Origin of the sequence: Luteibacter sp. NPDC031894 (genome assembly GCF_050273135.1) — a bacterium.
In the GTDB taxonomy this organism is placed as follows: domain Bacteria; phylum Pseudomonadota; class Gammaproteobacteria; order Xanthomonadales; family Rhodanobacteraceae; genus Luteibacter.
Map to the genome: position 1 here is coordinate 1 of NZ_JBNNMV010000005.1, position 16,806 is coordinate 16,806.

The 16,806-nt window shown below is 68.0% G+C and carries 12 protein-coding genes and 1 other RNA gene; 4 read left to right on the top strand and 9 right to left on the bottom strand.

Annotation, left to right across the window (positions count from 1 at the left end; genetic code table 11):
- Nucleotides 1-118: 118 nt before the first annotated feature.
- Nucleotides 119-484: RNase P RNA component class A (gene rnpB, locus ACQKIE_RS13675), an RNA gene on the bottom strand.
- A 101-nt stretch (nucleotides 485-585) separates the two neighbouring features.
- Between rnpB and rsmI the strand changes: the two genes are divergently transcribed.
- The 3 genes from rsmI (at nucleotide 586) to ACQKIE_RS13690 (ending at nucleotide 3,756) form a co-directional block, all read left to right on the top strand.
- Nucleotides 586-1,413, top strand: a complete 828-nt coding sequence (gene rsmI / locus ACQKIE_RS13680; RefSeq protein WP_427459974.1) for a 16S rRNA (cytidine(1402)-2'-O)-methyltransferase — start codon at nucleotides 586-588, stop codon at nucleotides 1,411-1,413.
- Nucleotides 1,414-1,557: 144 nt separating this feature from the next.
- Entirely contained in the window at nucleotides 1,558-3,357 is a 1,800-nt protein-coding gene (locus ACQKIE_RS13685) for a penicillin-binding protein activator (RefSeq protein WP_427459976.1), read from the top strand.
- Nucleotides 3,358-3,384: 27 nt separating this feature from the next.
- The gene (locus ACQKIE_RS13690) at nucleotides 3,385-3,756 is read left to right on the top strand and encodes a YraN family protein (RefSeq protein ID WP_427459978.1); all 372 of its coding nucleotides are present in this window, start codon (nucleotides 3,385-3,387) and stop codon (nucleotides 3,754-3,756) included.
- A 16-nt stretch (nucleotides 3,757-3,772) separates the two neighbouring features.
- On the opposite strand, the gene ACQKIE_RS13695 is transcribed toward ACQKIE_RS13690, so the two are convergent.
- From ACQKIE_RS13695 to ACQKIE_RS13705, 3 genes are all read right to left on the bottom strand, one after another.
- On the bottom strand, nucleotides 3,773-4,447 hold the full coding sequence (locus ACQKIE_RS13695; RefSeq protein WP_427459980.1) for an HAD family hydrolase: 675 nt from the start codon (nucleotides 4,445-4,447) through the stop codon (nucleotides 3,773-3,775).
- A 103-nt stretch (nucleotides 4,448-4,550) separates the two neighbouring features.
- Nucleotides 4,551-7,286: a putative bifunctional diguanylate cyclase/phosphodiesterase gene (locus tag ACQKIE_RS13700; RefSeq protein WP_427459982.1), complete on the bottom strand. Its 2,736-nt coding sequence runs from the start codon at nucleotides 7,284-7,286 to the stop codon at nucleotides 4,551-4,553.
- Between the two features lie 59 nt (nucleotides 7,287-7,345).
- Nucleotides 7,346-8,122, bottom strand: a complete 777-nt coding sequence (locus tag ACQKIE_RS13705; protein ID WP_427459984.1) for a TenA family transcriptional regulator — start codon at nucleotides 8,120-8,122, stop codon at nucleotides 7,346-7,348.
- Between the two features lie 219 nt (nucleotides 8,123-8,341).
- Between ACQKIE_RS13705 and ACQKIE_RS13710 the strand changes: the two genes are divergently transcribed.
- The gene (locus ACQKIE_RS13710) at nucleotides 8,342-10,393 is read left to right on the top strand and encodes a M13 family metallopeptidase (protein ID WP_427459986.1); all 2,052 of its coding nucleotides are present in this window, start codon (nucleotides 8,342-8,344) and stop codon (nucleotides 10,391-10,393) included.
- Nucleotides 10,394-10,458: 65 nt separating this feature from the next.
- Here the strand turns inward: ACQKIE_RS13710 and ACQKIE_RS13715 are convergent, their stop codons facing one another.
- From ACQKIE_RS13715 to ACQKIE_RS13735, 5 genes are read right to left on the bottom strand one after another with little or no spacing between them, the layout of a single operon-like run.
- Nucleotides 10,459-11,172 carry an ABC transporter permease gene (locus tag ACQKIE_RS13715; RefSeq protein WP_427459988.1) on the bottom strand — a complete coding sequence of 238 codons (714 nt, stop codon included), beginning with the start codon at nucleotides 11,170-11,172 and terminating at the stop codon, nucleotides 10,459-10,461.
- The gene (locus tag ACQKIE_RS13720; protein ID WP_427459990.1) at nucleotides 11,169-12,098 is read right to left on the bottom strand and encodes an ABC transporter ATP-binding protein; all 930 of its coding nucleotides are present in this window, start codon (nucleotides 12,096-12,098) and stop codon (nucleotides 11,169-11,171) included. The genes ACQKIE_RS13715 and ACQKIE_RS13720 overlap by 4 nt, the downstream gene beginning before the upstream one ends.
- Nucleotides 12,095-13,282, bottom strand: coding sequence for an ABC transporter permease (locus ACQKIE_RS13725; protein WP_427459992.1), 1,188 nt, complete (start codon nucleotides 13,280-13,282; stop codon nucleotides 12,095-12,097). The genes ACQKIE_RS13720 and ACQKIE_RS13725 overlap by 4 nt, the downstream gene beginning before the upstream one ends.
- A complete protein-coding gene (locus tag ACQKIE_RS13730; protein WP_427459994.1) occupies nucleotides 13,279-14,184 on the bottom strand; it encodes a glycine betaine ABC transporter substrate-binding protein in 906 nt (301 codons plus the stop codon). Before ACQKIE_RS13730 ends, ACQKIE_RS13725 begins: the two co-directional genes overlap by 4 nt.
- Nucleotides 14,181-16,781 (bottom strand): TIM-barrel domain-containing protein, encoded by a 2,601-nt coding sequence (locus ACQKIE_RS13735; protein ID WP_427459996.1) that lies wholly within the window; start codon nucleotides 16,779-16,781, stop codon nucleotides 14,181-14,183. The genes ACQKIE_RS13730 and ACQKIE_RS13735 overlap by 4 nt, the downstream gene beginning before the upstream one ends.
- Nucleotides 16,782-16,806 lie beyond the last annotated feature (25 nt).

Genomic DNA, 16,806 nt, shown 5'->3' on the forward strand with positions numbered 1-16,806 from the left:
CTTGCGCAGGTTGTTGGGCATCACCTGCTGGACGAAGTCGCGGGCGTCGTTGAACAGCGATTCCTCATCGATGAGGATCTCGCCGATATCGTTGTCCCACAAAAGCACACGAAAGAAGAAAAGGAGTCGGCCTGTAAGCCGGGTTCTGTGCGTCTTGCGACGTGACAGTCATTCTTCTCGGCCTGGCGTCGCCGCCAGGCTCTAGCAACCTACCCGGGAACGACGCGGGCCGCGTCATGGTTCCCTTATTTGGTCTTGCTCCGGGTGGGGTTTACCGTGCCGTGCGACGTTAGCCCCGCACGCGGTGCGCTCTTACCGCACCCTTTCACCCTTACCTGATCCCCTTGCGGGGCCATCGGCGGTCTGCTCTCTGTTGCACTGGCCGTCAGCTCACGCTGCCCAGGCGTTACCTGGCACCCTGCCCTGTGGAGCCCGGACTTTCCTCGATGCGCACGAGGCGCAACGCGACTGTCTGGCCGACTCCATCGCGGAGTATAGCGCAAGCGCTCACCGAGCCCCTGTAGGAGCCGCTATAGCGGCTCCTACGTAGTTAGAATCACCTGTTTCCTCGCCTCGGCCTCTCCCATGTCGTCATCACGCCCCGGCATCCTCCATGTCGTCGCCACGCCGATCGGCCACCGCGACGACATCGGCGCGCGCGCCGTCGAGACGCTGCGGCGGGTGAAGGTGATCGCTGCCGAAGACACCCGACACACGCGCCCGCTCCTGCAACACCTGGGGATCGATACCCCGCTGGTGGCACTGCACGACCATAACGAGCGCCATGCCGTCGACGGTCTCGTCGAGCGGCTGCGCGGCGGCGAGGACATCGCGCTGGTCTCCGACGCCGGCACCCCGCTGATCAGCGATCCCGGCTTCCGCCTCGTCCGCGCGGCGCGCGCCGCCGGGCTCAGGGTGAGTCCCGTGCCCGGCCCCAGCGCGGTGGTCGCGGCGCTGTCCGTCGCCGGGCTGCCGAGCGACCGCTTCGTGTTCGAAGGTTTCCTCCCCGCGAAGGCGGGGGCTCGCCGCTCGCGCCTAGCTGAACTCGCCGGGGAGACTCGGACGCTGATCTTCTACGAGTCCTCGCATCGCATCCTGGAATCGCTGGAAGACATGCGCGACGCCTTCGGTGCCGACCGCGAAGCCGTGGTGGCCCGCGAGCTGACCAAGATGTTCGAGACCGTGCTGGACGGCACGCTCACGGCCCTCGTCACCCAGGTGGCGAGCGATCCGAACCAGCAGAAAGGCGAGTTCGTCGTCATGGTCGCCGGTCGCGAGGCGGGGGAGGACGAGCGGCTCGCGGAAGGCCTGCGCGTGTTCGCGATCCTCAAGGACGAACTACCGCCCGCGAAGGCGGCGAAGCTCGCCGCCGCGATCACGGGCGCGCCGCGCAAGGCGCTTTACGGCGCGTGAGTGTGCGGATCGTTCGCGAGCACCCATCGCAGGCACATCCGGCTCCGCGAGCGACCCACCTCACGCCGGCCTCGCGAAACGATGGGCTATGATCCGGACGTTTCGGCGCCCGAGGGCGCCTGTGCAGCCAAGGACCACCTTCCGATGCGATCGATTCGTGCGACTACCCTCGGCCTCCTGCTGTCCGCCGGCCTTGCCGGCTGCGTGACCCAGGGCGGCGTGCAGCATGCCCCCGCTCCTTCGGGCGCGGCGACGCAGGCGGCGCAGGCGCTGTACACCAAGGGTCAGTTCGACCAGGCCGCACAGGCCTATCTCGCCCTGGCGGACCAGGACAGCAGCCACCGCGACTACTACCGGCTGCTGGCGGCGGAGGCGTATCGCCAGGAGGGCGCCCTCGATCGCGCGGCCCCGGTGGTCGCCGACATCCGCCGCTCCCGACTGGAAGGCGAGGACGCACTGCGTTTCGATGCGCTCCGCGCCGAGATCGCCCTGAAGAACAACGATGCACAAACGGCACTGTCGCTGACCGGCAAGCCGTCGGCTCGCGTTTCGCCGCAGATCGACCAGCGCCTCGCCGAGCTCAGGGCGCGGGCCCAGGCCGCCGCGGGCGACCCGTGGAGCGCGGCACAGACGCGCATCGAACTCGACGGCCAGTTGCGGGGCATCGATCGCGAACAGAACCGGCGGGAAATCCTCGCCCTGCTGACCGGTCTCGGCGCGCAGCCGCTTGCCGAACGCGGCGCTGCCTTGCCCGCCAATGATCCGATGAAGCCCTGGGTGGTCGAGGCGCAGGCCCAGCTCGGCAGCATCACTCGCTCGCCGGCCGTGCTCGACCAGGCTGTCGGCACGGTGACGGGCGACAAGGGCGTACGCGAGGGCTACAAGGTACCGACGAAGGTCGCCCTGCTGCTTCCGCTCTCCGGCCCGCTCGCCGGTGCCGGCGCCGCCATCCGCGACGGTTTCTTCGCCAATTACCTCGAGGCCGCGCACAACGGCGCGCCCCGCCCCGAGGTCGCGGTGTACGACTCCGGCAATGACGCACAGCACGTGGTCGCCGCTTACGACAAGGCCGTGGCCGAAGGCGCGCGATTCGTCGTCGGCCCGCTGAACCGCGACGGCGTCTCCGCCATCTTCGCCAAGGGCGCCCTTCCGGCGCCGATGCTCACGCTGAACTATCCCAACGACAACAAGAACCTGCCGCCGGCGGGCGCCAACGAGTTCGGCCTCCTCCCGGAGACCGAGGGCGCGCAGGTGGCCGACCACATGGCCGATCGCGGCATGCGGCAAGCCACGGTGATCGTCTCCACCGACGATTTCGCCCGCCGCGCCGGCAACGCGTTCAAGGCCGAGTGGCAGGCACGCGGCGGCACGCTCGCGGGCCAGATCACGCTCGATTCCGGCAGCATCGACTTCGCGTCGCAGCTTTCCGAGCCCGTCGGCCAGGATCCGGCGACGAGCGGCGTCTTCATCAGCATGAAGCCACAACAGGCCCGCCTGCTCCTTCCGCAGTTGCGCCTGGCGAAGAACACCTTGCCCGTGTTCGCCACCTCGCATGTCTATGCGGGCGGCGACGATCCGACGGCCGATCGCGACCTCGAAGGCGTGGAATTCTGCGATGCCCCCTGGTTGTTCGATGCGCAGTCGGGGCTGCCTCGCCGCGCCGCGCTCGCCGACGCGTTGCCGGCGACCAAGGGCGTGGCGGCGCGGCTGTTCGCCTTCGGCATGGATGCGTGGGGCCTCGTGCCCTACATCGACTGGATGCGCGGCCATCCGGGCAGCTACCTTCCCGGCGCCACCGGCCAGCTCGTGGCGGACGAATTCGGCCGCGTGCGCCGCGTACTCATCTGGGCGCGCTTCGCCGACGGCGTGGCTCGCCCGGTGGCGGGTAGCCTGGAACTCGAAGCGCCCGCGACGGCCCCGAACGTGGAAAGCGGCGGCGGCTGATCCCGCGAGCGCGAACGGAGAGTTCGCGTGACCCGCACCACGACCAAGACCACCCCGCTCCGCGCCACCGGCAATCGCTTCGAGGAAGCGGCGCGCGACTTCCTCGAAGCGCGCGGCCTGCGCCTCGTCCGCGCCAACTTCCTGTGCCGGCACGGCGAGATCGACCTCGTCATGCGTGATGGCGACGTCCTCGTCTTCGTCGAGGTCCGCTATCGTCGCAACGGCGCCTTCGGTGGCGCGCTCGGCTCGGTCACGATGGCGAAGCGGCGCAAGCTGGTGAGCGCCGCGCACCTCTGGATGGCATGGCACCCCAACGACGCCCGCCGGCCCAGCCGCTTCGACGTGATCGCTTTCGAAGGCGACGACGTGGAATGGGTACGTAGCGCCTTCGACGCCTGAGCGCCGATATCGAGGGTCAGGCCGTAACGAGGAAGTCCTCGCGGCGCATCCGCGCCAGCTCGGCCACCGTATCGACCGTGATATCGGGCGGCGTCTCCTCCAGCTCCTTGCCCGCCGCGGCGGCGTAGTGACCCTGCTTCACGAAGACCGTGGTGACCTTGTCGCCGAGCAGTTTCTTCATCGCGACCAGGATGCGCGGCTTGTCGTCGACCATCACGTAGTGGTCCGCGGGGTAGCGCGCACGTACATCGTCGAGCATCTCTTCCTTGTGGATGTAGATCAGCACGTCTTCCTGGAAGATGTCCCAGAGGCCAGCGCGGCGGACCTTGCGCGGCTGGAAGACGGTGTCGCCGTCGGACAGGATGACCGGGCGGCCCATCGTGCGCAGGTGCGCCACCGTTTCCGGCACGCCGGGGAAGCGGCGCTCGTCGAAGGGGTAGTCGAGCAGGAAGAACGACAGGTGCATATACGCCGGGTCGCCGCCCTTGCCGCGCAACCGCTGCAGCACGCCGAGGTAATCGGCGTAACCCACTTCCGCACGGAGGTCCTTGTCGATGGCGGCATAGCGCGCCGGCCCGTCCGGACCCAGCTCGCGCTCGAGTCGCGCGGCGAGATCCGCGCCGAAGCGGTCGTTGTCGATGAGCGTGTTGTCGACGTCGAAAAGGAAAACGATGGGGTCGCGGGTTGGCACGGGGAGTCCTTGCACGGTAGACGATGAGCGTCACATGGGGGCGGTCAGTCTGATGTGTAGGGGACGCAGTCTCTTGGTCCAACCTACCTTCCGGGCGACGTCGTCAGGCTCGTTTCGGCGGCACCAGCGACAGGCGCTTGCCGCCGGTCGTCTTGGGCGCCAGCAGGCGGGCGATCTCGTCGGGCGGCATGGGGCGGGAATACAGGAAACCCTGGCCTTCCTGGCAACCCGCGCGGAGCAGGAACTCGTGCTGCGCCTCGGTCTCGATGCCTTCGGCGATCGTGTGCAGGTCCAGGCTGCGGGCGATCGCGACCATCGCTTCGGTGATCGCCACATCGTTCGCGTTTGCCGGCAGCCCGGTCACGAAGGAACGATCGATCTTCAGGTAGGCCACCGCGGGCAGCTTCAGGTAGGCGAGCGACGAGTACCCCGTGCCGAAGTCGTCGATGGCCACGGCGATGCCGAGGTTGTGCAGGGACTGCATGGCGCGATGCGTGTCCTCGCCCAGGCGCAGGATGGCGCTCTCGGTCAGTTCGACGAGCAGGCGATTCGGAGACACCCCACTGTCGCGCAGCGCCTGGCTGACCCCGTGCAGGAAATCCGGATGCCCGAACGAGCCCGCGGACACGTTCACCGCCATGCGCAGCGCCGGCAGGCGCGCCTCATCCCACGCCACGAGCTGTCGGGATGCGGTCTCGAGCACCCACTGGTCGATCTGGCGGATGAGGCCGAGGCTTTCGGCGATGGGGATGAATTCGTCCGGCGCGATCTGCCCGCGCTCCGGGTGGCGCCAGCGGATCAGCGCCTCGACGGCGACGATGCGCCCGCTCTTCATTTCCACGCTGGGCTGGTAGACGAGCTCGAATTCGCTCCGCACGAGCGCCTGGCGCAGTTCCGACGCAAGCTTCAGGCGCCGCCGCGCGTCCGCGTGCATCTTCGGCGTGTAGAAGCGAAGCGCGTTGCGTTCCTCGGTTTTTGCCACGTACATCGCGGCATCGGCATTGGCAATCAGGGTCACCGCGTCGTTGCCGTCCAACGGATAACCGGCGATGCCGATGCTGGCGCTGACGAAGAGCTCGTAATCGCCGAGGTCGAACGGGCGTGCCAGCGCGGCGAGCATCGCCTCCGCCACCAGTAACGCCTCTTCGCGCGAGCGCAGGTCCGCGAGCAGCACGGTGAACTCGTCCCCGCCGATGCGCCCGGCCACGTCGTGCGGGGCGAGCTGGCCACGGATGCGCTCGGCCACGCGCATGAGAAGCGCGTCGCCGATCGCGTGGCTGTAGCTGTCGTTGACGACCTTGAACGCGTCGAGGTCCACGAACAGCACCGCCACGGCGCCGCGCTCGTGCGCCGCGCGGGTGATCGCCTCGGCGCAGCGGCGTTCGAACTCGGAGCGTGTCACCAGGCCCGTCAGCGGATCGTGCGTGGCGAGGTGCTGCAGGCGCTGGCGGTCCGCCTTGCGCGCGGTGATGTCCGACACCACGGCCACGTAATGCTGCGGGCGACCGTCGCGGTCGCGGATCGTGCTGATGCTCATCAGTTCGGGATAGGTCGTGCCATCGGCGCGGCGGCTTTCCACTTCGCCCAACCAGTTGTCGCCCGCCGCGATATCGTCCCAGAGGCTTTGCGGCAGCGGGCGGCCGTCGGGTAACGTCCGAGTGGCGTCGAAGCGGCTGCGTCGCAGTGCCTGCGCGGGGAACCCGGTGAGCTTGGCGTGCGCGGCGTTGGCCGTCGTCACGCGCCGATCCGCATCGGCGATGATCACGCCCTCGGCGATGCTCGCGAGCGCCTCGGCGGCGATCTTGCGTTCCTGCTCCATGGCCACGCGGTCGGAGACGTCGCGGACGATGGCCTGCGAAACCTGGCGCGCCCCCCATGCGACGAGGCTGCTCTGCGTTTCCACCGGACGGGTCCCCCCGTCCGCGTCGCGGAGCAGGCCCTCGCCCGAATCCGGCGATCCCTCGGCGAACAGGCTGGCCAATTCCACGCCGGTCAGCTCGGCGCGCGAACAGCCTAGCCAGGTGGCCGCGCGGTCGTTGGCGTCGAGGATGCGGCCGCTCTCGCGATCCACCATGAAGATCGCGTCCGCCGCACTGTCGAAGAGGAGGCTGTAGCGCTCCTCGGTGCCGCGTATTCCGGCGAGGATGCGCTGGGCCATGCGCATCCAGAGCATCGAGGCCAGCGCGGCGACGCCCAGCACGGTGAAGAAGAGCACGCGCCCCAGCCAGGAAGCCCCATTGGCGATGTTGAGCGAGAAGGCCTTGGCGCGCGGCTCGATATAGTCGTTCAGCGTCGCGATGCGATTCCGCTCGGCCGCCGAGGCAGCGTCGTCCAGTGTCCCGGAGCGATAGCCCTGTTCGAGGCGGTCGGCTATGCCCGCCAGTTCCGCGATGCTGGTGTCGACGGAACGCCACTCGGCCACGGCTTCGCGCACGTAGGGCATGCCGGAAAAATACTGGAAGATGAAGACCATGCCTGGGATGGCCTCCCGGATCACTCCACCCCGGGCGAAGGCGTCCTCGACCTCGGTATGGGAAAACTTGCCGCTGGCGATGGCGTCACGGGCCTGGCGGTCGGCCATCAGTACCGCGTAGTTCCGGCGGAAGCTGTCGAGGTCCCCGGGCCGACCGTGGGCGGCGTACATGTCCAGGTCGATGACCGCCTGCTTCTGCGCCTTGGACCAGAGACTCTCGCCGTTGAGGAAACCGGCGAGGGTCACCTGGGTCTGCAACGCGACCCACGTCAGGGCAAGGACCAGTCCCACGACTGCGACGAGCGCATAGGCCAAGGGCCTGAGGCGCCGCGACAGGAGTTGTTGGTGGCTGGCCTCGGCGCGCATCGGATCCTCTTGTTCCAGAACCTGACGGATAGTGCGCTACTTGGCGCCCAACTTGCGAGTTACGCGGCCGCCTCGTTCCACTTGTGGACCTGGCCCACCGCGTCCATGCAGCGGTCGAGGGTGATGCTCATGCTCACGTAGCTCCGGCGTACACACTCCCTGACGTGCTCCACCTGGTCCGCCGGCGGGTTGCTTCCGAGCAAGGTGCACACGATTTCCAGTGCTTCCCATGGATGGGTATCGTCATAGGCGGCATGCAGCTGGAGCCAGCGAAGGCCGGCTTTTCTGCCGGAAATCGGCAGGCTTTCCGCATAGGTCGTGCTTTCATAGACGATTTGCGACCAGTCCCCGGTCGCGCCCTCCACCGCGTAGTTGGTCGCGGCGATGCCGGCGGCCAGCGAGTCGTTGCGGCTCACCTCCTCGCACCAGTCGGCCAGGGCCTGGCTACCCTTCGGCGGCTCGGCGGCCAGCACCTCCGCCCGCGATACACCCGCGCTTTCGGCCCAATTGAGCCAGTACTCGGCATGGTTCTGCTCCACCCGGATGTTGCGGACCAGCCAGCGCCGGGCGAGGTCGTCGCCCGGGCTGCGGCCAAACCGGGTCTTCAACAGGCTGTGCGACATGTAGCCCGGGAACCGTTCGATGACGGGCCACACCCCCACCATGAAGTTGCGGGTTGTCTGACGGTCGAGTGTGGCGGCGCACATGGCGGCCCACATCTCATGGCTCACGATACCGCGGCGTGCATCCTCACAGGACGCGACCATGTCCTGTGCCCAGGCGGGATAGCTGGCGATATCGGTCTGCGGACCGGTCAGTTCGAAACGTGCGTTCATATAGATCTCCCTAAAGATCTGCCAAGGATGGTCGGGCGAGCCCGGGCGACCCGCGGCCCGCCCAAATCGGCCCCATTGCGGGACCGGCGGCCATTAGGGCACATCGACCGTGCGGCTTTGTTGTGATCTCGGGTGGCCTTGCGCCTAGTCCATCGGTCATGGACACAAGTCCAACGGCGACGACTATCGTGGGCGAACCAACCAGACAGGGCTCCCTCCATGGCCACCATCCACCGGCTCCTCGCCGTCTCGATCGCCTGCGGCCTCGCGTCCACCGCCGCGCACGCCGCCCAGCCGTCGGGCATCGATCTCAAGGGCATCGACCACGGCGTCCAGCCGGGCGACGATTTCAACGGCTACGCCAACGGCGCCTGGGAGAAGACGGCCGAGATTCCCGCCGACCGGGCAAGCACCGGCGTATTCCTCGAGGTGTTCCAGAAGGCCGAGAAGCGCAATGCGGCGCTGATCAAGGCAGCGGCGGAGGGCCAACCGGCCGCGGGCAGCAACGAGCGCCTGATCGCCGACTATTACAAGGCGTACATGGACGAGGCCGCCATCGAGAAGGCCGGCCTCAAACCGCTGGAGCCGGCGCTGTCGACGGTCGATGCCATCAAGGACAAGCGGCAACTCTCCACCGCCCTGGGCGCCCAGTTGCGCGCCGACGTGGATCCGATCAACGCGACCAACCTCGACACCGAGCACCTGCTCGGCCTGTTCGTGGCACAGGGCCTGGAGGATCCGTCGAAGAACGTGCCTTACCTGCTGCAAGGCGGCCTGGGCATGCCCAACCGCGATTACTACCTGAAGAACGACAAGGACATGGTGGAGGCGCGTACCAAGTACGAGGCCTATGTACAGGCCATCCTTGCCCAGGCCGGCACGCCCGATGCGGCGGCGAAGGCCAAGGCCGTCGTGGCGCTGGAAACGAAGCTGGCCCAGGCGCAGCAGTCGATCGTGGAGAGCGAAGACATCCACAAGGCGAACAACCCGTGGCCGCGGACCAGCTTCGCCACGAAGGCGCCGGGCATCGACTGGGATGCCTATTTCAAGGCGGCCGGCCTGGACGACCAGCCGACCTTCATCGTCTGGCAGCCCGCGACGGTCACGAAGTTCGCCGCGCTCGTCGCCAGCGAACCGCTGAATACCTGGAAGGCGTGGCTACGCTTCCACACCATCAACGAAAACGCAGCGGGCCTGCTGCCCAAGGCCTACGACGACCTCGCCTTCGGCTTCTACGGCAAGACCCTCACCGGCACGCCGAAGCAGCGTGATCGATGGAAGCGCGGTTTGGGCCGGGTCAACGTCGACCTCGGCGACGCCGTGGGCCAGATCTACGTGAAGAAGTACTTCCCGGCCTCATCGCGCGCGGAAGTGCAGGACATGGTGAAGAACATCCTGAAGGCGTTCGACGAGCGAGTGGACACGCTGGACTGGATGTCAGCCGCCACGAAGCAGAAGGCGAAGGCGAAGATCGCCACGATCAAGGTGGGCGTCGGGTATCCCGATACCTGGCGCGACTATTCGAAGCTCGAGGTCCGCCCGGACGATCCGCTCGGCAACCACCAGCGCGCAGAACTGGCGGAGTACCGGCACCAGGTCGCCAAGCTCGGCAAGCCGGTGGACCGCAACGAGTGGTGGATGACCCCACAGACGGTGAACGCGGTGAACCTGCCCCTGCAGAACGCGCTGAACTTCCCGGCCGCGATCCTCGAGGCGCCGTTCTTCGATCCGAAGGCCGACCCCGCCTCGAACTACGGTTCCATCGGCGCCGTGATCGGCCACGAAATCAGTCACAGCTTCGACAACACCGGCGCGGAATTCGATGCCCAGGGTCGCCTGGCGAACTGGTGGACGCCGGCCGACGAGAAGCATTTCAAGGAAGCCGGCCAGCGGCTGGTCGAGCAGTTCAACCAGTACGAAGCACTGCCCGGCCTACACATCAATGGTCAGCAGACACTGGGCGAAAACATCGCCGACGTATCGGGCCTCGCCATCGCCCACGCGGCTTATAAGGAGAGCCTGGGCGGCAAGCCGGCCCCGGTGATCGACGGCCTGACCGGCGACCAGCGCTTCTTCCTGGCCTTCGCTCAGTCGTGGCGCACGAAGACCCGCGATGCCGCGCTGCGCCAGCAGGTGATCGGCGACGGCCACGCGCCCGGCCAGTTCCGCGCGCAGACCGTGCGCAACCTCGACCCGTGGTACGACGCGTTCCAGCCAAAGCCGGGGCAGAAGCTGTACCTCGATCCGAAGCAGCGCGTGCGGATCTGGTAAATAACCGAGACTCGGCAGGATTGGCTCGGTGGGAGCCGACAGGGTCGGCTCCCACCGGGCAAGCATCACCGCTGGCGGCGCACCCGTCGTTCGACGGTCCCAAGCATGGCGTCCACGCTCAGCGCCAACGCGCCGACCAGCAGCGCGCCCTGCACCACATACGCGGGGTTATTTCCCACCAGCCCTTCCACGATCGGTGAGCCGAGCGTCGTCGCGCCAACCGCCGAGCCGATAGTCGCCGTGCCGACGCCGACGATGGCCGACAGGCGCACGCCGGCCATGATGGGCCCGGCGGCCAGGGGTAGTTCCACGTCGAGCAGGCGGCGCCAACGACCGTAGCCCATGCCGTCCGCGGCATGGAGCGCGGCAGGCGGCACCTGGTCGAGACCTGCCACGGTCTGGCCCAGCACCGGCAGCACGCCATAGAGCACCAGCGCCAGCAAGGTAGGCGCGGCACCGAATCCCAACAGCGGGACCGCGATGGCGAGTACCGCCACGGGCGGAATCGTCTGGCCGATCACCGCCACCGCGCGGACCGTGGGCAACAGTGAACGTCCCGCGGGACGCGTGGCGAGTATGCCCAGCCCGAGGCCGATCACGACGGCAATGAGCGTGGCCACCACGACGAGGCCGAGGTGGGCCAGGGTCAATATCGGGAACGACGTCCGCGTGTACAGCGGATGCGACAGGTCGGGTTGCCAGGCATGGAACCACGCACCCGCGTGCGGCAGTCCGAGCAGCAGCAGGACCAAGATCGCAACGGGAACGAGGATCCTCATGCGTCGCGAGCCACGAGGTCGACGAGGGCGATCGCCCCCACCGGCTGCCCGTCCTGGAACACCGGCAAGCGATCGCGCCGCTGCGTCAGCATCGCCCCCAGCGCATCCTGCAACGAGGCGTCGGCATCGACCGGTTCGCCTTCCGCCCGCTCGCCGCGACGCATGGACTGCCCGACCGTCCGCACCGCGAGTTCACGCAGGCGCGCACGCGCACCGCCGACGAAGTCGCGCACCCGTTCGTCGACAGGATCATGCAGCAGTTGCAGCGGCGTGCCCACCTGCGCGAGGCCGCCATCCAGCATCAGTCCGACGCGATCGCCCAGGCCGAACGCTTCGTCCATGTCGTGCGTGACGAAGAGGATTGTCGTACCCATGTCGCGCTGGATCGTCTTCAGGCTCACCTGCAGCGATTCGCGGGTGAGGGGATCGAGCGCGCCGAACGGTTCGTCCATCAGGACGATGCGGGGGCGGGCCGCAAGGGCGCGTGCAACACCGACACGCTGCTGCTGGCCACCCGAAAGCGTCTCCGGGTAGCGTGCGGCGATGCCGGGTTCGTCAAGGCGAAGCAACGCGAGGAGTTCGTCGACGCGCGCGCGGATGTCGGCCTCGGGCCAGTGCAGCAAGCGCGGCACCGTGGCGATGTTCTCCGCCACGGTGCGATGCGGGAACAGGCCGACCGACTGGATGGCATAGCCGATGCCGCGACGCAGGGTCTCGACATCGAGCGTCGCGATGTCCTCGCCGTCCACGCGAACGGCGCCTGCGTCGACGGGGACCAGTCGGTTCACCGTGCGCAGCAGCGTCGACTTGCCCGATCCCGAGGGGCCGACCAGAACGAAGAACTCGCCGTCCTCGATGCGCAGGGACAAGTCGTCGATCACCACACGGTCGCCGAAGCGCTTGTGGACGTGGTCGAACTCGATCATGCGCGGCGCTCCGTGAGGGCCAGCAGCCCCTGGAAAAGAAGATCGCTCGCCAGGGCGAGGACGATGATGGCGAGCGTACCCAGCAGCACCATGTCCATGGCGCCCTGCCCGATTCCGAGGAAGACGAAGCGCCCCAGTCCGCCTGCGCCGATAAGCGCCGCGACGGCCGCGAGACCGATGGTCTGCACGGCGACGATGCGCAAGCCGGCGAGCAAGACCGGCCATCCCAGCGGCAGCTGCACACGCCACAGGAGTTGCCCACGGCTCATGCCGAGGCCGCGTGCCGCTTCGCGCGCATCCGCGGGCACGGCGTCGAGTCCGGCGATCGTGTAACGCACGACGGGAAGCAAGGCGTACAAGAGCAATGCGAACACGGCAGGCGCCGCCCCGGTACCGCCGAAGCCCAGGCCACCCAGTGCCGGCCACGCGTGCGCGAGCCAGGCGAAGGGGGCGATCAGCAAAGCGAACAGGGCCAGCGACGGAACCGTCTGCAGGAAGGCAAGGACGCCGACGAGCACACCGTCGCCGCGACGGGTGCGCCAGACCCACCAGCCCAAGGGTGCTCCGACGAGCAGGGCCAGCAGGAGCGTCACGGCCGCCAGTCGCAGGTGTTCCACGGTCGCCGTGGCGAACGGTGCCCGCTGCGCCTGCCACTCGCGTACCAGCGCAAGACCGTCGAATTGGCCTGCCATTGCGGCGGCGACAAGGAGTGACGCGATCGCGAGCCACACGCCGGCCTGCACGGCCTTGGACATGGCGCGCAAGCGATCGAGGAGGAGCAGCGCGCCCGCGAGCCACGCGAGCCAGAAGCCGGCGCCGAGCTGCACGCGCGTATACGGGCTGGCCCGCGCGAGGATCTGGCGCGCCTCGGCACCCGCAAGCAGTGGCAAGCCGATCACGGCGAGACATGCGAGCGCGACGAGGAACCATCGACGACCGGGTAGCGGAAGGATCGCTGTGGCCATGACCAGCAGCCATCCGCCCGCGAGCGGCCACATGTGAGGGTTGAATGCCTCGCCCGTCAGCAGGCGGTTCGGCGCGATGCGCAGGAACGTCGGCAGGACGGCGGCGACCAAGCCAATGAGGGACAGCACGATGACGGGCAAGGCCGTGCCGTTCGCGGCCAGGGCCGCTGCTACCCCGCGGTAGGACGCGCCGGATCGCGAACGGTATCCCGGCATCATCGAACGAGCCCTTCGGCCCGCAGGTAATCCGCGGCCACTTTCGCCGCATCCTCCCCGTCGATCTGCGTCCGCGCGTTGAGCCGGCGCAACATGTCCACGGTCAACGGCCGGAACGCCGCCTCGAGCGGCGCGCGCACGGCCGGATAGCGCTGCAACGCCTCTTCGCGGAACACCGCCGCCGGCTGGTAAGCCAGCTCGACATGCGCCGGGTCGTCGAGCACCACCAGACCGGTAATCGCGATCGCGCCGTCGGTGGAATAGACCATGCTCGCGTTCACGCCGGAAATGCCCTCCGCCGCCGCCTTGATCGTCGCCGACGTGTCGCCACCCGCCAGCACCAGCAACTGGTCGCCGCGCAGGTTGAAGCCATACGCCGACTGGAAGGCCGGTAGCGCCGCGTCGCTCTCCACGAATTCCGCCGAACCGGCGAGCAGCACGTTTCCGCCGCGATTCACCCAGCGCGCGAAGTCGCGCAAGGTACGCAAGCTTTCGCGCGTGGCCACGTCGCCGCGCACGCCGATCGCCCAATGGTTGTCCGCGGGCGCCGGTGCGAGCCACACGAGGTGGTTCGCCGAGTGGTCCAGCGAGGCGGCCAGCGCATACGCCTTGGCAGCGTCACGGAATGCCGGATCGCTCTCGCGGTGGAAGAAGAACGCGGCATTCCCCGTGTACTCCGGGTAGACGTCGAGGTCGCCGTTGAGAAGGGCACGACGGACGATCGAGGTCGGGCCCAGCTGGGTGCGGTCGACCACCGGCACACCGTGATGGCGGAGCACCTGCAAGACCACCTGCCCGAGGAGTGCGCCTTCGTTATCCGCCTTCGAACCTACCCGCAGGGGCTCCTGCGCGTGCACCGTGCAAACGATGAGAGCGAGCAGGACCGCGGCGAGACGACGCCTCATCGTCCCAGCCGGTCGATGAAGCCGCGCTTGAACGACTCGTCGATGGGCGTCGCGCCGACGCTCGCGGGGAGCGCGGCGAAGCGCGCCTCGAACGTCTTTACCGCCGCCGTGAAGCGTTCCGCCCTGCCCTCGTCGTCGCCTTCGTCCACGGCATAGGCAAGCACGCGCGCGGCCTGGCCGGCCAGGTCGATATCGTCGGGCAAGGCCGAGATGTCGCCCCATACCTGCTTCAGGTAGGTCACGGCGTCGGCGGCGCGGCGCATGCGGTGCAGCAGGCCGTCACGGGGCGCATGCTCGGGCGCGAAGCGCGCAACGACGTCCTGCGCCTCCTCCACCGGCACCGGGCCCAGGTCGACGCGGATGCAAAGCCACGCCGGGTCGAACAACCAGGTGCGCGGCTGCGGTTCCGCGCTGTATGGCAGCGCCTCGCCATTGACCTCCACGCTCTCGGGAATGCCTGCATCGAGGAACTCCACGACGTAGGCGCGTCGATCGGGACGGCCCTCGTAGCGACCGTCCATGCCGCCGATGCGGACGCAGTGCATGCGCTCGTCGCGGCGGCTGAGGACCTGGGTACGCGCGAAGTCACCGCGCTGGTAGCCCTGGCTCGTACCGTCGTCGTCGTAGAGCGCCGTTGCGCCTTCGGCACCGGGGAACACCTGCAGGATCAGCGCATCCGGCACGCCGGCGAGGTCGCGCAACCCCTCCGGGTACAACGGCACGACACTGCCCGGGCGGACGAAGATCGGTATTTCGCCCAGCGTATACGAGCGTTCGAGGACGGCGCCGCCCTTGAATGACTCCGCGCCGTCGCGGCTGTACCAGAGCCCCGGCGGAAGCCAGACGGGAAACAGCGCGCTACCGTCCGCACCCACCGGCACCGTCACCGGCGCGACGAGGACGTCGTTGCCGAACATGTACTGGCCCGGATACGCATACGCTTCCTCGTGTTCCGGCCAGTCGTAGTACATGGGCCGCACGATCGAGATGCCCGTGTCGTAGGCGTGGCGTGCCGCGGCATAGATGTACGGCGCCAGCTGGTAGCGCAGGCGGATCGCCGCGAAGATCGCGTCGCCATACGGCGGGGCGAAATGCCACGGCTCCTTGTGCAGGCTCGCCTCCTTCGCCGAATGCGTTCGCAGCACCGGGCTGAACACGCCGAGCTGCATCCATCGGGCGTAGAGCTCCGGGTCGAGGTGGCGCTCGGGGCGCGGGATGCGCTTGTCGAAGGTGTGCCCACCGATGTCGTGGCTCCAATACCCGTAGAGCACGTTGGAGGCCATCGACGTGAAGTGCGGCTGGTAAGCCAGCGACGTCCAGGATATGACGCTGTCGCCGGAGAAGCCGATGGGGTAACGGTGGTTACCCAGGCCGCCCCAGCGGTGGTAGATGAGTCCGCGGCGATCGCGGTCGCGCTCCATCTCGGTGAAGAACACATGGTTGAGCCACCAGGTGTTGGAAAGGCCGGGGTGCGCTTTCGACTCCGGCCATTGCTGCCAGTCCAGCCACCAGAAATCGACGCCCTGCGCTTCCAACGGGCGGAGCACGCTGTCGAACAAGGCGCGCATGTACGGCTGCGAGGCGCCTTCAAACGGTATCGGCGCCTGCGTGGACGTATCCCATGACAGTGCGGCGGCCATGGCTTCGTACCGTTCCTCGTGCGGCATCATGCCGGAGGCGGGATGGAGATTGAGAGTGATGCGCAGGTTCTGTCCGTGCGCCCAGCGCATGAAGGCCTTCGGGTCGGGAAAGAGACTGCGGTTGAAGGTGTAACCGGTCCAGCCCGAGGCTTCGCCGAAGACATCCTTTTGCTCGTGTCCGGGGCGCAGCGACAAGCCCGGCGTCGTGTGCCAGTCCATGTCCAGCACCAGGACGTCGAGCGGAATGCGCTCCTTCACGAAGCGCGCGCCGAGCGTGCGCAGTTCGTCGTCGGAATAGTTCCAGTAACGCGACCACCAGTACCCGAACACGAAGCGCGGCGGGATCGGCTGCGGTCCGGCAATGGCCGCGAAGTCGGCGAGCGCCGCCCGGTAGTCGCGTCCATAGCCAAAGAAATAAAGGTCCTGGCGCTCGCCCTGCGGCCTCTCGACGACCCAGCCCTCGTCGTCGATGCCGAAACCGTCGGTGTCGTCGATCACATGCCAGCCGTCGCGAGCGATGAGGCCGTCTTCCAGCGGAAGCTTGCTGCCGTCCTGCCAGGTGTCGCCGTCGTAGCGGTCGAGCGTGCGATACGTGCCGCCGAGGTTCGCCTTCTGCGCGTCGCCGGGATTCCACGTCACCGGGTCGCCGTCGCGGCGCACGAGGATCGCGAGGTTGGCGGCGCCGAACCGGCCGGTGTCCTTTTCATAACGAACGCGCAGCGGGCCCGTGTCGATCTCGATGAAGCGCTCGTCCTCCACGAAAGTGAACGGCGGCACGTCCAATGACCGCTGCACGACGATCTGGGTGCGGCCATCGCGAAATTCGGCGTTGGCGCTCCATTCCAGGCGGACGAGGCGTGGCGTGAGCACGGTGAAGCGGACCGGGCCGCGCTCGACGGTCGCCTCGGGCCGGGCTGCCGCGCCGGCACCGGTGCGACTTTCTTTCGTGGCTTTCATGGGCTGGCGTCACCTCTTTGCGAAA

What these genes read in the sequence shown, in the direction of transcription:
- ACQKIE_RS13725 (WP_427459992.1), bottom strand. Translation starts at nt 13,282, where the DNA reads ATGATGCCGGGATACCGTTCGCGATCCGGCGCGTCCTACCGCGGGGTA.
- ACQKIE_RS13715 (WP_427459988.1), bottom strand. Translation starts at nt 11,172, where the DNA reads ATGAGGATCCTCGTTCCCGTTGCGATCTTGGTCCTGCTGCTGCTCGGA.
- ACQKIE_RS13685 (WP_427459976.1), top strand. Translation starts at nt 1,558, where the DNA reads ATGCGATCGATTCGTGCGACTACCCTCGGCCTCCTGCTGTCCGCCGGC.
- ACQKIE_RS13720 (WP_427459990.1), bottom strand. Translation starts at nt 12,098, where the DNA reads ATGATCGAGTTCGACCACGTCCACAAGCGCTTCGGCGACCGTGTGGTG.
- ACQKIE_RS13700 (WP_427459982.1), bottom strand. Translation starts at nt 7,286, where the DNA reads ATGCGCGCCGAGGCCAGCCACCAACAACTCCTGTCGCGGCGCCTCAGG.
- ACQKIE_RS13730 (WP_427459994.1), bottom strand. Translation starts at nt 14,184, where the DNA reads ATGAGGCGTCGTCTCGCCGCGGTCCTGCTCGCTCTCATCGTTTGCACG.
- ACQKIE_RS13705 (WP_427459984.1), bottom strand. Translation starts at nt 8,122, where the DNA reads ATGAACGCACGTTTCGAACTGACCGGTCCGCAGACCGATATCGCCAGC.
- rsmI (WP_427459974.1), top strand. Translation starts at nt 586, where the DNA reads ATGTCGTCATCACGCCCCGGCATCCTCCATGTCGTCGCCACGCCGATC.
- ACQKIE_RS13710 (WP_427459986.1), top strand. Translation starts at nt 8,342, where the DNA reads ATGGCCACCATCCACCGGCTCCTCGCCGTCTCGATCGCCTGCGGCCTC.
- ACQKIE_RS13735 (WP_427459996.1), bottom strand. Translation starts at nt 16,781, where the DNA reads ATGAAAGCCACGAAAGAAAGTCGCACCGGTGCCGGCGCGGCAGCCCGG.